The organism is Asanoa siamensis, assembly GCF_016862555.1.
In the GTDB taxonomy this organism is placed as follows: domain Bacteria; phylum Actinomycetota; class Actinomycetes; order Mycobacteriales; family Micromonosporaceae; genus Asanoa; species Asanoa siamensis.
The window spans coordinates 75,324-88,189 of the sequence record NZ_BONE01000011.1; the positions used below are offsets into that span (position 1 = coordinate 75,324).

Sequence of the window (12,866 nt, forward strand, 5' to 3'; positions counted from 1 at the left end):
CTGTCAGTCCAGGCATCGGAATCCAGCAGGGCATCGGAAGCCAGCAGGGCATTCTGGCTCATGGCACGCCGGTAAACGACATATTTCGCGGCATTGAGCGGTCTTTGCCCAAGATTGCCCTAGGCTCCCAAACGACCCACTTGGCGCGCCGGGCACCCAACTCGGGTGCCTACAGCCGTATGTCCAGGTGTGACCGCAGGGGGGCCGGGCCATGAAAAGCACCGCCGAGATTCTCGACGACGAACCGGTCATCGCCGGTTCTGGCATCAGGCGTGTCCTGATGCTGTCGTGGGAGTACCCGCCGGTGGTGGTCGGTGGCCTCGGCCGGCACGTGCACTCGCTGGCCACGTCGCTCGCCGCGGCGGGCCACGAGGTCACCGTCGTCACCCGGCACGCGGCGGGCGCACCCCTGGAGGAATACCAGGAGGGGGTACGGATCGTCCGGGCGCCCGAGGACCCGCCGAACTTCCCGCTCGCGACACCCTCGCTGCTGGCCTGGACGATGGCGTTCAACCACACGCTGACCCGGGCGGCCCTGCGGGCGGCCGAGAGCGGCGAGTACGACGTCATCCACGCCCACGACTGGCTCGTGACGCACACCGCGGTGACCCTCAAGGAGCACCTCGACCTGCCGCTGGTCGCCACGATCCACGCCACGGAGGCCGGCCGGCACCAGGGCTGGCTGCCCGACGAGATGAACCGCTGCATCCACAGTGTCGAGTGGTGGCTGGCCCGCGAGGCGTGCAAGATCCTCGTCTGCTCCTCGTACATGAAGTGGGAGGTGTCCCGCCTCCTGGAGTTGCCGCCGGACCGGGTCGAGGTGATCCCCAACGGCGTCAACGACCGCGTCTGGCGGGCCGGGCCGCGGGCGGTGGCGACGGCGCGCAAGCAGTTCGCCGGCGACGGGCCGCTGGTCGGCTTCGCGGGGCGCCTCGTGTACGAGAAGGGCGTCCAGCACATCATCCGGGCGGTGCCCCGGCTCGCCGCGGACCACCCGGGCCTGCGGGTCGTGATCGCCGGCGACGGACCCTTCCGCGGCGAGCTCGAGTCGGAGACACACCGGCTGGGCATCCCCGACAAGGTCAGCTTCGTCGGCTTCCAGAGCGAGGCCACCCTGCCGGCCCTGCTCGCGGCGACCGACACCACCGTGGTGCCGAGCCTCTACGAGCCGTTCGGCATGGTCGCCCTGGAGGCGGCCGCCGCGGGCGCCCCGCTGGCCGTGGCGGCCACCGGCGGCCTGGCCGAGATCGTCGAGCCCGGCGTCACCGGCGTGACGTTCCCGCACAGCGACCCCGACGCGCTCGCGGGCGCGGTCGACTCGCTGCTCGGCGACGAGCGGTTCGCCCGCAAGGTCGCCAAGAAGGCGCGCACGATGGTGGCCAAGCGGTACGGCTGGTCCACGATCGCCGAGCGCACGGCGGCCGCGTACGGCACCGCGATCAAGGAGTCGCCGGCGTTCCTCACCCGGGAGGCGGCCGCCCGCCTGGCGTACGGGCAGCCGAAACTCGTCGTACCGACCGGTAACCTCCTGGGTCACGAGGTCGCGTAGCGGCGCGGTCCCATCCGCGGGACAATCACCATGGTGATCGGGTCTTCATCAACTCGGGTCCGATCACTATGGTGGACACGCGGACCAACAGGGATCGGACGGTGCAGCAGACACTGATCGCCGAGCGTTACCGGCTGCTGGAATCCGTCGGCAGCGGGGGGATGGGCCGTGTCTGGCTCGCCCGCGACGAGATGCTCCACCGCGACGTCGCGGTCAAGGAGGTCCAGCCGCCCGACTGGATGACCGCCGCCGAGCGGGCGGAGCTCGGCCAGCGCACGCTGCGTGAGGCACGCACCGCGGCCCGGCTCAGCCACCCCAACGTCGTGCAGATCTACGACGTGGTCTACGCGCAGGGCAGCCCCTGGATCGTCATGGAATACGTCCGCTCCCGGTCGCTGCACGAGGTGATCGAGAGCGAGGGCCCGCTGTCACCGACGCGGGTGGCCGAGATCGGGCTCCACGTGCTGGAGGCCCTCTGCGCCGCGCACTCCCGCGGTGTCCTGCACCGCGACGTCAAGCCCCACAACGTGTTGATCAGCGACGACGGCCGGGTCGTGCTGACCGACTTCGGACTGGCCACGTTCGACGGTGACAGCGCGGTCACCCGGGCCGGCATGGTGATGGGCTCCCCGCAATATGTCGCGCCCGAGCGGGCCAGCGACGGCACCTCGACCGCCGAGGCCGACATGTGGTCGCTGGGCGCCACGCTCTACGCGGCCGTCGAGGGCCGCTCGCCGTTCTACCGCAAGACCACGCTCGCCACGCTGACCGCGCTGGCCACCAGCCCACCCGACCCCGCGAAGCTGGCCGGGCCGCTGCGCCCGGTGCTCACCGGCCTGCTGCGCAAGGATCCCCGGCAGCGGCTGACCGCCGACGACGTCGACCGCCTGCTGCGCCGGGTCCTCGACCCGACCGTGAAGCCGCGGCCCCGCCGCCTGCCCCGCCCGCGCCGCCCCGACGGCGCCGCCACCCAGCCGGCCGACCCGTCCGCCGCGCCCACCGTGGCGCTCGACGCGCAGGGCCGCCCCCGCGCCGGCGCCTGGCTGGCCCGCGTGTCGACCCTCGACCTCGGCGGGCAGCGCCGGCCCGGCAGGCGGCGCGCGCTGGTGACCGGCGCCGGCGTGCTGGTGGCCCTGCTGGTCGCCGGCACCGCGTGGGCGCTCAACCGGCCGGGCGGCGACGGCACGGTCGCCGGCCCGGGCCCGTCCACGTCGGCGAGCACCGGTGCGGCCGGCATCGGCGGCGGGCTGATGCCCTGCCAGCACCCGGAGGCCGCCGTGACCGACCAGGTCCGGCCCGCGCCGGTCCCGCCGGGCGAGCGGTGGGCGCTGCTGGACGCCTTCACCTGGTACGCGTCGCCGGTCGGCTACCGGTTCCCGGCCCCGATCGGCTGGCGCGTCTACACCGAGGCCGGCGGCACCACGTGCCTCTACGACGGCCGCATGACGCAGATGATGAGCGTGGAGGAGCTGCCGTCGCCGGTCCCGGACCCGGTGGCCTACTGGACCCGCACCGCCCAGGAGTCCCAGCTCTCCGGCGCGCTGGCGGGCTACACCGACGCCACCGTGACGCCGACCGACGTGCTCGACGGCGGGGCGGAGTGGGAGTTCAACTTCCTCGACGGCGCCACCCCGCACCGGGCCATCCGGATGCTGCACAACGCGGGCGACCGCGCCTACGTGGTCACCTGGACCTGCCCCCTGCTGATGTGGGACGCCGGCCTGCTGCCCACGCTCAAGCTCGGCTTCCGGCCACCGGGCGACTGATGCTCTTCGAGCAGCGCCTGCGCGACGGGATCGCCGACGGCACGATCACCGCGGCCCTGCGCCGCTGGAAGCGGCCGCAGGTGGTGGCCGGTGGCCACTACCGCACCGGCCAGGGGATGGTCGAGATGCTCGCGGTCGAGCCGGTCAGCCGGTCCAGCCTGCGCGCCGCCGACGCCCGGGCGGCCGGCTTCCCCACGCTCGGCGCGCTGCTGGCCGACATCCCGGCGGGCGAGGGCCAGCTCTACCTGCTGCGGTTCCGCCGCCTCGACACGCCCGACCCGCGCAGCGTCCTGGCCGCCGACGCCGATCTCGACGACGCCGCGCGGGCCGCCGTCGACGCCCGGCTGGCCCGCCTCGACCGGGCCAGCCCGCGCGGGCCCTGGACGGCCACCACGCTCCGGCTCATCCGGGACAACCCGGGGGTACGCGCGCCCGACCTGGCCGCGTCGGTCGGCCGCGACACGCCGTCATTCAAGATCGACGTGCGGAAGCTCAAGGCGCTGGGCCTGACCGAGAGCCTGCTGGTGGGCTACCGGTTGTCGGCTCGGGGCCGGGCGTACCTCGAATCGGGATAAATTGGCTGGATGGTGGCGGGCGGCAACACCATCCGAACGCCCGACGACCGGCTCCGGGTCTTCGTCAGCTCCACGCTCGACGAGCTGGCCGCCGAGCGGCGTGCGGTGCGCGACGCGGTGACGGGGCTGCGGCTGATTCCCGTGATGGCGGAGAGTTCCGCGAGACCGCATCCACCGCGTGAGCTGTACCGGGCCTACCTGGCCGAGAGCCAGCTCTTCGTGGGCGTCTACTCGCAGCGGTACGCGGAGGCGCCGGGCGGGCTCAGCGTCGAGGACGAGTACCTGCTCGCCGAGGAGCTGCCGAAGCTGGTCTACGTCCGGGCGGGCGGGCCCGACCGCGACCCGCGCCTCACGGCGATGCTCGACCGCATCCGGCAGGACGCCCGGGTCTCCTACCGGTACTTCGAAACCGCGGACGAGCTGCGCCCGATGGTCCGGGACGACATCGCGCTGGTGCTCAGCGAGCGGTTCGCGGCCCCGGAGCCGGAGCCCGACGCGGAGCTGGCCGTCGTGCCCGCGCCGGCCAGCCCGATCCTCGGCCGCGACGCGGAGGTCGCGCAGCTCCAGAAGCTGCTCACCGACCCGGCCGTGCGGCTGGTGACACTCACCGGGCCGGGCGGGGTCGGCAAGACGCGGCTCGCCACGGAGCTGGCCGTCCTGCTCGCCGACGCGTACCCGGACGGGGTCCGGTTCGTCGAGCTGTCCACCGTGACCACGACGGACCTGGTCGGCGCGGCCCTGGCCCAGGAGCTGGGCCTGCACACGGTGGCCGGCCGGCCGCCGATCAGCGACGTCGAGGCGTACCTGCGGATGCGCCGGCTGTTGCTGGTGATCGACAACTTCGAGCAGGTCGCCGAGGCCGCACCGGTGATCAGCACGCTGCTCTCGGCGGCGCCCGGCGTGACCGCGCTGGTGGCGAGCCGGGCTGCGCTGCGGCTGACGGGCGAGCACACCGTCGAGGTGCCGCCGCTGCCGGTGCCGGACCCGGAGAGCGACTACAGCGACGCGCGTACCGGTGCGGTCGGGCTCTTCGTCGAGCGCGCCCGCGCGGCCCGGCGCGACTTCACGCTGACACCGGAGAACACCCAGGCCGTGATCGAGATCTGCCGCCGGCTCGACGGGCTGCCGCTGGCGATCGAGCTCGCGGCCGCGAAGGTGCGGGTGCTGCCGCCGCCCGCGCTGCTCGACCGGCTGCGCAAGGGCATCGGCGACCTCGGCGGCGGCGCCCGCGACCTGCCGGTGCGCCAGCGCACGCTGCGCAACACCATCGCCTGGAGCCACGACCTGCTCACCCGCGAGCAGCAGCGGCTCTTCTGCCACCTCGGCGCCTTCGCCGGCGGCTTCGACCTCGAGGCGGTGGAGACCGTGTTCGGGCCGGAGGCGGTGGACACGCTCGACGCCCTGGTCGAGAACAGCCTGGTCAAGCAGGACACGCGGGACGGCGAGCCGCGCTTCCGGATGCTCGACAGCATCCGCGGGTACGCGCTGGAGCGGCTGCGCGACCTCGGCACGTGGCACGAGGCGCACGCCGCCGCCGCGCGCTTCTACCTGGATCTCGCCCAGCGCCTGGAACCGGTGCTCGGCATCGAGCCGACGGCGCTGGAGCGGCTGGAGATCGAGCACGACAACCTCAACGCCGCGATGAACTGGTTCATCGACGAGCGGGACTTCTGGGGCGCGATCCACCTCGGCTGGGCGATCTGGGTGTTCTGGTGGCTGCACGGGCACATCGAGGAGAGCGCCCGCTACATGTACCAGGTGGCCGACGAGGCGCGCGACCTGTCCGAGGAGGCCACGGCGTTCCTGCTGGTCGGCACCGGCGCGACGGCGTTCGTCAGCGGCGACCTCGAGCGGGCCGAACCCGACCTCCTCCGCTGTCGCGAGATCCTCCGGGCGCTCGGCGACGACGGCAACGAGGCGTTGGTCGTCGGGATCCTCGGCACGATCGCGATGCGCCGCGGCGAGTTCGACGCGGCCCGCGGCCTGTTCGAGGAGAGCCGCCGGCTGGGCAAGGAGTCGGGCCGGGACTGGGTGCGGTCGCTGTACTACAGCCGGATGGGGATCATCTCGCTGGCCGAGGGCGACCCGGAGACGGCGGCGCGGATCTTCCAGGAGGGCCTGGAGACCGCGCGCGGCTCGTACGACCGGCTCGGCACCGTCGCGGACCTCTACAGCCTCGCGGTCACCGCGATCACGACGGGCGACCTCGACGCCGCCGAGATCTACCTGCGGGACGGCATGACCTACTCCGCCGAGGCCGGCGACCGGGGGAGCATGGCGTTCTGCCTCGAAGCGCTGGCCGACATCGCCGCCCGGCACGGCGCGTACGCCCGGGCGGTCCGGATGACGGCGGCGGCGCGGTCGCTGCGCACGGCGGCGCGGACGGTGTGGCTGCGGGCGTACGTGCCGGAATGGCCGACCGCGCACGGTGGGGTGCCGGCGCTGCGCAGCCACCTCGACGAGGCGGAGTTCGCGGCGGCGTGGACGCGGGGAACGGCAGACGACGTGAGCTCGGCGGTGGCGTTCGCGGCCGCTTAACCGGACAAAACGGACGAAATTCGAAGGCTTCTTCGGCGGCCCGTACGCCGGGTTACGGTGGCCGGAGAGACGGGCGCCTCGGGGGGAGGCCGCGCCATGTCCGATGTGGATTACGCAGGCACGTTGACCGGTGCCGAGACCGAGCGGGTACGCACCCGCGTACGCCTGCTCATCGAGCTGACGTCCCGCACCAACGAGTACCGCCGCGGTCTCGCGGCGGCCGCCCGGCGGCTCAGCCCCGAGGAGGCGGCGGTCCTCGTCGACCTGGAGAAGCACGGCATGCAGGTGCCGCAGCTGCACGACGTGCTCTGCGGCGGCCACGTGCTGGTCGACAACCCCGACCTGTACGAGAACTGGCGGCACGTCAAGGGCGCGCGGGAGCGGATCTCCAGCCACCACAAGCAGATCGACAAGAAGAAGTGGCCGGACATCGGCATGCGCGGCTCGGTGGTCCGGGAGAAGCTGCACGGCCGCACGGCCCAGGGCACCTGGGTGCAGCTCGAGAAGACGCCGGCCGCGTTCGGCAAGAAGAAGCTGCCCAGCCTCGACGACCTGCGGCATCTCGTCGACTACTTCACCTACAAGATCACTCGGTCGAACGTGGGACCGTGGGGCCTCTCCCGCAAGACCGAGCGCCGGCCGATGTACCTGTCACCGGACGTCGCGATGCCGCAGAGCGTCCCGCCGGCGGTGGCCTCGTCGCTGTCGAGCGCGCTCCAGCGGCTGGAGGACAGCGACGACGTGACGTCGGCGTCGGCCGACCTGGCGCGGATGTTCCCGCCACCCGAGCGCGCCGATCCCGCCGACGAGCTCGGCCGGGCGATGGCCAACGGCGACGGCCGCGGCCTGTTCGGCAACTCCAACGTGTGGGTCTCGGAGACCCGGTCCGGAACGGCAGCCGCGATCCGCGGCCGAGATCGCGGGCAGCGCGGGCCTGACTCGCTGCTCGCGGAGATGGGGTTGTCGTGACTACAGCCGAAGTTCCCGGTGGCCTGGTCACCTCGGTCGTCGACCTGGTCGACACCGGCCCGGTGCTGCTCGGCGCCTACACGTCGGCCGAGCTGACCGCGGTCGACGCGGTGGTCGACTTCTTGGAGGCCCGCCCGTCCGACGAGGTGCTGGCCGAGGCGGTGCGCTCGCTGGCCGCCCGCGAGCTGCTGGTCGCCAGCGACGGCGACGAGCAGTTGCAGGTGCGCGGCGACCTCGGCATCGCGGTGGCGTTCCAGCAGCGCGCCCGCACGGTCCTGGACGCCCGCGTCTCGGGCACGAAGCCGGGGGAGCCGTGGCGGATGCTGATGCTGCCGCAGCCCGAGCCGGTGTCGCTGCTGATCCGGATCGACGCGCTCGGCGTACACGATCTCGGTCTGTTCAAGGCCGACGACGCCCTGGACCAGCTCGTCGACTGGCTGCCGCGGGGCGACTACGAGAAGGGCGGCGAGGCCGCCGAGGTGGTCGCGGCGAGCGAGCGGTCGGCGCTGGTGACGGTCGTCCACTACACGTCTGAGGGCTCCGCCGAGACCGCGGCCGACACCGACGACCTGGTGCTGGCCCGCCGCGGCGGCGACCTCTACGCGTTCGGCCGCGACGAGGCGGACCACGGCCACCTGGTGCCGCGCCGCCTGGACGACAACAAGGTCGACGACACGATCCGGGCGATGCTCGCGCCCTAGGTTCTATGGCAGGCGCGCCCGGATGGTGCCCACATTGGACACCGAGGTGGCGTGGTGGGTGCGGTAGAAGGGGTTTGTGCCGCTCAGCCGTGCCCGGATCGCCAGCGCCTCCTCGGCCGCGGCCAGTGCCTCGTCGAGCCGGCCCAGGTCGCGCAGCACGAGGCTCAGGTTGTTGAGCGAGGCCGACAGGTCGCCCTCGTGGGCGTCCGGGTTGGCGGCGGTGAGGTCGCGGCGCAACCGCAGCGCCTCCTGCGTCGGGTCGAGCGCCGCCTCCGCGAGCCCGCCCTCCCACCGGCGCAGGCCGAGGTTGCTCAGCGACATGGCGAGCTGGGGCAGATAAACGGCCGGGTTCGCGGCCGCCAGGCGCCGGTTGTGGTCGACCGCCTCCGCGGTGACGGCGATCGCCTCCGCACGCCGGTCGAGTTGCGTGAGCACGTTGCCCAGGTTGCTCAGCGAGACCGCCAGCAGGTCCAGAAAGGACCCCGGGTTGGCGGCGGCGAGCGGCCGGCGGATCGTGACGGCCTCTGCCGAGGGCTCGAGCGCCTCGTCGAACCGGCCCATCTCCCGGAGCAGGTTGCCGACGTTGTTGAGCGAGACGGCCAGGTCCGGCTGGAACTCCGCCGGATCGGCGGCGGCGAGGTGGCGCCGGAGGGTCAGTGCCTCGGTCGACACCGCCAGCGCCTCGTCGAACCGGCCGACGTCGTGGCACCGGTTGCCGAGGTCGCTCAGCGTCGCCGCGAGGTCGGGCCGGAACGCGCGGGCGTCGCCCGCGGCGAGGTGCCGGTAGACGGCCAGCGCCTCCCGCGTCGTGCTCAAGGCGGCGTCGGCCGCACCCAGCCTGGCGTGCACGATGGCCTGGAAGCTGAGCGCCGCGCCGACGTCGGCTCGGAAGGTATCGTCGCCGGCGGCGAGCCGGCGGCAGGCGTCGACGGCCGCCGTGATCGCCACCTCCGCCTCGGGGAACCGCCCGGCCACGAACGACGCGTGTGCCTGACCGAAATGGGACTTGGCGCGTTCCAGCAGGCCGGCGTCCATAAACCCATGTTATCCATGGCAATGACTGTCATAGGGTCGGCGGGTGTTGCGGAGTTGGCGGTTGGCCGGCCTGGCCCTCGCCGTCGGCGTGGTGCTGGCGGTCGTCCAGTTCGTTCTGGGCAACTACGTGCCCGGCGTCATCCTGTTCGTGCTGTGCGTCGCGTGGGCGGCCTCGTGGTCGCCGCTGGTCTTTCCCCGGTCCGTCACCGCGGTCGAGGCGCGGCGCCGTGCCGCGCGCGACGGCCGGCCGGTCATCTTCTGGCGGCCCGGCTGCCAATATTGCCAACGCCTGCGGATGCGGCTCGGCCGGGCCGGCCGGCGGGCGCACTGGGTGAACATCTGGGCCGACCCCGCCGGTGCGGCGGCGGTCCGCGCGATCACCGGCGGCAACGAGACGGTGCCGACCGTCGAGGTCGACGGCGCGGGACACGTCAACCCCGACCCGGCCTGGGTGCGGGAGCGGCTAGTCGGCGGCGCGGCGGGCGCGTAGCGCGCGGAGCTTGGCGCGGTTGCCGCAGCGCTCCATCGCGCACCAGCGGCGGGCGCCGGGGCGCGACGAGTCGACGAAGACGAGCGGGCAGTTGTCGCTCGCGCACTCGCGGAAACGGCCGGCGAGCGGGCCGGAGAGCAGGTCGATCATCTCGCGGGCGAGGCTCGACAGGGCCTGCGTCGCGCGTACCGGTGGGGTCCAGGCGGCGGCGCCGTCGGCGGTGAGGTGCGGCAGCAGCGGCGCGGGCGCGGCGGCCCGGTTGACGGTCTCGACCGCCGCGGGGGAGAGCGGGCGGCCGGCGGCGCGGTCGTGGGCCGCCACCCAGATCGCCTGGCGCAGCCGCTTGGCGGCGGTCAGGTCGGCCGTCGACACCGGCACCGTGACGTGCACGCCCAGCGGCTCCGCGGCCAGCCAGGCAGCCAGGTCGGCCGGCTCGTGCAGCGACTCGAACACCGCGTAGTGCCCCTCGCCGCCGGTGTGCGCGAAGTCGAGGCACGTCGCACCCGCGTCGAAGAAGAACGAGCCACCCTTCGGGTCGTCCAGGGTCCGTCCGGTTGCGCCCACTCGCATGACACCACTATAACTGGTTTCATGACGACAGTGCGACACATCAATCCCGAGGGGCTCCATCGCAGCCCCGCCTTCAGCCAGGCTGTCGTGGTCGAGCAGCCCACGAAGACCATCTACATCGGCGGGCAGAACGGCGTGGACGCGGCCGGCGCGGTGGTCGGCCCGACGGTGTACGAGCAGTCCCGCCAGGCCTTCCGCAACCTCGCCACGATCCTGGAGAGCGAGGGTGCCGCGCTCTCGGACATCGTGCACTGGCGCATCGCGACCGTCGCGGGCCAGTCCTTCGACGACGGTGTCCGGGCGTTCCAGGAGGTCTGGAGCCGGGCCGACCCGCCGCCGGCCATCACCGTCCACGTCGTGGCGGCGCTGGGCCCCGGCATCCTCGTGGAGATCGACGCCGTCGCCGCCGTGTGACACAGTCCTGACCATGTCAGTCGGTTCCGGGCAGCGGCCGCCCGTCCTCGGCCTGTTGGCCCTGCTCGTGACCGTTCCGGGGGTGGTCGTCGCGCTGGCCGGGGCGCACCCGGCGCCGCCGGTCGCCGCGGCCCTGTTCGGCGTCGCGATCGTGGGCGCGGCGTTCGTGCTCGCGTGGGCGGCGGAGGCCGCACAGGTCGACATCTCGGCCGGGCTCGCGGTCGCGGTGCTCGCGCTGATCGCCGTACTGCCGGAGTACGCCGTCGACTTCGTCTTCACCGCCCGCGGCGGGGAGGCGGTCGCCGCGTACGGACCGTCCTGCCGGGCGCCGGGCGAGGAGACGTCGTCCTGCTCGCTGGCGCTGGCCAACATGACGGGCGCCAACCGGATCCTGGTCGGCGTCGGCTGGGCGCTGGTCGTGGTGATCGCCTGGCGCCGCCTGCGCGCCCGCGGCGAGACCGGCCGGGCGGCGCGCCAGGTCAGCCTCGCCCGCCCGGACGCGGTGCCGCTCGCGTTCCTCGCGCTGGCCTCGCTCTACTGCCTGGTGCTGCCGTTCAAGCGCACGCTGTCGCTGACCGACACGGTGGTGCTGCTGGCCATCTTCGTCGCGTACAGCTGGCGGGTGTCCCGGGCACCGGCCGGCGAGCCCGACCTGATCGGCCCGTCGGCCTGGGTCGGCTCGCTGCCGCGCCGCCCGCGCCGGCTGACCGTCGTGGCGATGTTCGCCGGCGCGGCGGCCGTCATCCTGCTCACCGCCGAGCGCTTCGCCGAGTCCCTGGTGGACACGGGCGCGCAACTCGGCATCAGCGAGTTCCTGCTGGTGCAGTGGCTGGCGCCGCTGGCCTCGGAGGCGCCCGAGTTGCTCGTGGCCGGCCTGTACGCGTGGCGCCTGCACACCACGGAGGCGCTCGGCGCGCTGGTCTCCTCGAAGGTCAACCAGTGGACGCTGCTCGTCGGCACGCTGCCGATCGTGTTCGCCGCCTCCAGCGGCGGGTGGTCGGGCCTGCCCATCGAGGCCGCCCAGCGCGAGGAGTTGCTGCTCACGGCGGCACAGTCGCTGCTCGCCGTCTCGCTGCTGGTCGGCCGCACGCTGACGCTGCGGGCCGCGATGCTGCTGTTCGGCCTGTTCGTGGGCCAGTTCGCGCTCAGCGCCGCGGTGCCGGCGTCGTGGCGCGGCCGCGAGCTGGTCGTGCTGTCGGTGGTCTACCTGGTGCTGGCGGCGGCGACGCTGATCCGCAACCGCCGGCTCCTGCTGCCGCTGTTCCGCGACGGGCTGGTCACGCCGTACCGGGAGCTGGGTGACGACATGTGCTGCACGATGACGGCGGGCAACCTGCGCCTGCGGGAACGCGAGCGCGTGCGTGCCTAGGGCCAGCGGCCCGACGTCGTAGCCGCGCGGTAGGTCCGGTGCAGGAAGTCCAGCAGCGTCGCGTCGGGGTCGGCGGCCGTGCGGACCGTGGTGTAGGGCAGGACGAACTCGCCCAGGTCCGGGTCGTAGCGGGCGTCCGGACCCACCTCCTGGTCGCGGTAGCCGTCCGGCTCCGGGTACGCGTACGAGTAGAACGCGCCCTCGCCGGCGCCGCCCGGCCAGTAACCCGCGCTGGACACCTCGTCGCTGTAGGCCTCCCACATGACCCGGTCGGGGCAGTTCGGGACCCCGCCGGGGTGCCGCGGCGCCGGACGGCCGGAGAACCGGGTCACGGCGAGGTCGAACGCGCCCCAGAAGAAGTGCACGGGGCTCGCCTTGCCGCGGAACTCGGCGCGGAAGTCGTTGAACACCCGGTCGACCGAGACGAGCGACGTCCAGAACGCCCGCATCGCGGCCGGGTCGTACGCGTCGTGGACGTCGTCGCGGTCGAAGGGCACCACGTCGGGCAGCTCCACCGGCATCGGGTTGAGCGCGACGTCGACACCGACCTCCGCGAGCCGCGCCTGGTATTCGGCGAAGAAGTCGGCGACGCTGCGCGGCTCGAGCGCCATGCGGCGGTGCGCACCGGTGGTGGTGCGGATGTCGAGCGCGTGGTCGACGAAGTCGAAGGAGACCTCCACACCACGGTCGCCGTCGGGCATGAGCGAGGTGGTCAGCCCACTGCTGGTGACGTAGAGGGCGACGTTCCACCAGTGGTTGGCGGGAGCGGCGAGCGCCAGCCGGGTCTTACCGACGATCTGCGTCCACAGGTGCACGGTGTCGCGGGTCGGCTGCCAGCCGGACAGCGGAAGTGCGGGCCACGGCTCCACACGTTCACCCTAGCCCCGCCC

General features: G+C 73.4%; 12 protein-coding genes. 9 read left to right on the forward strand and 3 right to left on the reverse strand.

Annotation, left to right across the window (positions count from 1 at the left end; all coding sequences use genetic code 11):
- The first annotated feature begins 211 nt into the window (after positions 1–211).
- The 6 genes from Asi02nite_RS09655 to Asi02nite_RS09680 all read left to right on the forward strand — a co-directional run bounded on the left by Asi02nite_RS09655 (position 212) and on the right by Asi02nite_RS09680 (position 8,098).
- Positions 212–1,549 (forward strand): glycosyltransferase family 4 protein, encoded by a 1,338-nt coding sequence (locus tag Asi02nite_RS09655; RefSeq protein WP_203711863.1) that lies wholly within the window; start codon positions 212–214, stop codon positions 1,547–1,549.
- A gap of 161 nt (positions 1,550–1,710) precedes the next feature.
- Positions 1,711–3,315, forward strand: a complete 1,605-nt coding sequence (locus tag Asi02nite_RS09660) for a serine/threonine-protein kinase (RefSeq protein WP_444541768.1) — start codon at positions 1,711–1,713, stop codon at positions 3,313–3,315.
- Positions 3,315–3,890 carry an ASCH domain-containing protein gene (locus tag Asi02nite_RS09665; RefSeq protein WP_203711866.1) on the forward strand — a complete coding sequence of 192 codons (576 nt, stop codon included), beginning with the start codon at positions 3,315–3,317 and terminating at the stop codon, positions 3,888–3,890. Before Asi02nite_RS09660 ends, Asi02nite_RS09665 begins: the two co-directional genes overlap by 1 nt.
- Before the next feature lie 9 nt (positions 3,891–3,899).
- Positions 3,900–6,428, forward strand: a complete 2,529-nt coding sequence (locus Asi02nite_RS09670; RefSeq protein WP_203711867.1) for an ATP-binding protein — start codon at positions 3,900–3,902, stop codon at positions 6,426–6,428.
- Positions 6,429–6,524: 96 nt separating this feature from the next.
- Positions 6,525–7,397 carry a hypothetical protein gene (locus Asi02nite_RS09675; protein ID WP_203711868.1) on the forward strand — a complete coding sequence of 291 codons (873 nt, stop codon included), beginning with the start codon at positions 6,525–6,527 and terminating at the stop codon, positions 7,395–7,397.
- Complete coding sequence (locus Asi02nite_RS09680) at positions 7,394–8,098, forward strand: hypothetical protein (RefSeq protein ID WP_203711869.1); 705 nt, start codon at positions 7,394–7,396, stop codon at positions 8,096–8,098. Before Asi02nite_RS09675 ends, Asi02nite_RS09680 begins: the two co-directional genes overlap by 4 nt.
- 3 nt (positions 8,099–8,101) lie before the next feature.
- On the opposite strand, the gene Asi02nite_RS09685 is transcribed toward Asi02nite_RS09680, so the two are convergent.
- Positions 8,102–9,133, reverse strand: coding sequence for a tetratricopeptide repeat protein (locus tag Asi02nite_RS09685; protein WP_203711870.1), 1,032 nt, complete (start codon positions 9,131–9,133; stop codon positions 8,102–8,104).
- A gap of 43 nt (positions 9,134–9,176) precedes the next feature.
- On the opposite strand from Asi02nite_RS09685, the gene Asi02nite_RS09690 reads away from it, so the two are divergent.
- On the forward strand, positions 9,177–9,623 hold the full coding sequence (locus Asi02nite_RS09690) for a glutaredoxin domain-containing protein (protein WP_203711871.1): 447 nt from the start codon (positions 9,177–9,179) through the stop codon (positions 9,621–9,623).
- On the opposite strand, the gene Asi02nite_RS09695 is transcribed toward Asi02nite_RS09690, so the two are convergent.
- On the reverse strand, positions 9,597–10,193 hold the full coding sequence (locus Asi02nite_RS09695) for a CGNR zinc finger domain-containing protein (RefSeq protein WP_203711872.1): 597 nt from the start codon (positions 10,191–10,193) through the stop codon (positions 9,597–9,599). The genes Asi02nite_RS09690 and Asi02nite_RS09695 overlap by 27 nt on opposite strands.
- 21 nt (positions 10,194–10,214) lie before the next feature.
- Here Asi02nite_RS09695 and Asi02nite_RS09700 point away from each other — a divergent pair, with 21 nt between their 5' ends.
- A complete protein-coding gene (locus Asi02nite_RS09700; RefSeq protein ID WP_203711873.1) occupies positions 10,215–10,607 on the forward strand; it encodes a RidA family protein in 393 nt (130 codons plus the stop codon).
- A 13-nt stretch (positions 10,608–10,620) separates the two neighbouring features.
- Positions 10,621–11,976 (forward strand): calcium:cation antiporter family protein, encoded by a 1,356-nt coding sequence (locus tag Asi02nite_RS09705; RefSeq protein WP_203711875.1) that lies wholly within the window; start codon positions 10,621–10,623, stop codon positions 11,974–11,976.
- On the opposite strand, the gene Asi02nite_RS09710 is transcribed toward Asi02nite_RS09705, so the two are convergent.
- On the reverse strand, positions 11,973–12,845 hold the full coding sequence (locus Asi02nite_RS09710; protein ID WP_203711878.1) for a DUF5996 family protein: 873 nt from the start codon (positions 12,843–12,845) through the stop codon (positions 11,973–11,975). The two genes, Asi02nite_RS09705 and Asi02nite_RS09710, sit on opposite strands and share 4 nt — an antisense overlap.
- Positions 12,846–12,866: the final 21 nt, after the last annotated feature.

Excerpts from the sequence above, each read along its gene's own strand:
- Asi02nite_RS09675 (WP_203711868.1), top strand. The coding sequence starts at position 6,525 with ATGTCCGATGTGGATTACGCAGGCACGTTGACCGGTGCCGAGACCGAG.
- Asi02nite_RS09685 (WP_203711870.1), bottom strand. The coding sequence starts at position 9,133 with ATGGACGCCGGCCTGCTGGAACGCGCCAAGTCCCATTTCGGTCAGGCA.
- Asi02nite_RS09655 (WP_203711863.1), top strand. The coding sequence starts at position 212 with ATGAAAAGCACCGCCGAGATTCTCGACGACGAACCGGTCATCGCCGGT.
- Asi02nite_RS09660 (WP_444541768.1), top strand. The coding sequence starts at position 1,711 with ATGGGCCGTGTCTGGCTCGCCCGCGACGAGATGCTCCACCGCGACGTC.
- Asi02nite_RS09695 (WP_203711872.1), bottom strand. The coding sequence starts at position 10,193 with ATGCGAGTGGGCGCAACCGGACGGACCCTGGACGACCCGAAGGGTGGC.
- Asi02nite_RS09705 (WP_203711875.1), top strand. The coding sequence starts at position 10,621 with ATGTCAGTCGGTTCCGGGCAGCGGCCGCCCGTCCTCGGCCTGTTGGCC.
- Asi02nite_RS09700 (WP_203711873.1), top strand. The coding sequence starts at position 10,215 with ATGACGACAGTGCGACACATCAATCCCGAGGGGCTCCATCGCAGCCCC.
- Asi02nite_RS09665 (WP_203711866.1), top strand. The coding sequence starts at position 3,315 with ATGCTCTTCGAGCAGCGCCTGCGCGACGGGATCGCCGACGGCACGATC.
- Asi02nite_RS09670 (WP_203711867.1), top strand. The coding sequence starts at position 3,900 with ATGGTGGCGGGCGGCAACACCATCCGAACGCCCGACGACCGGCTCCGG.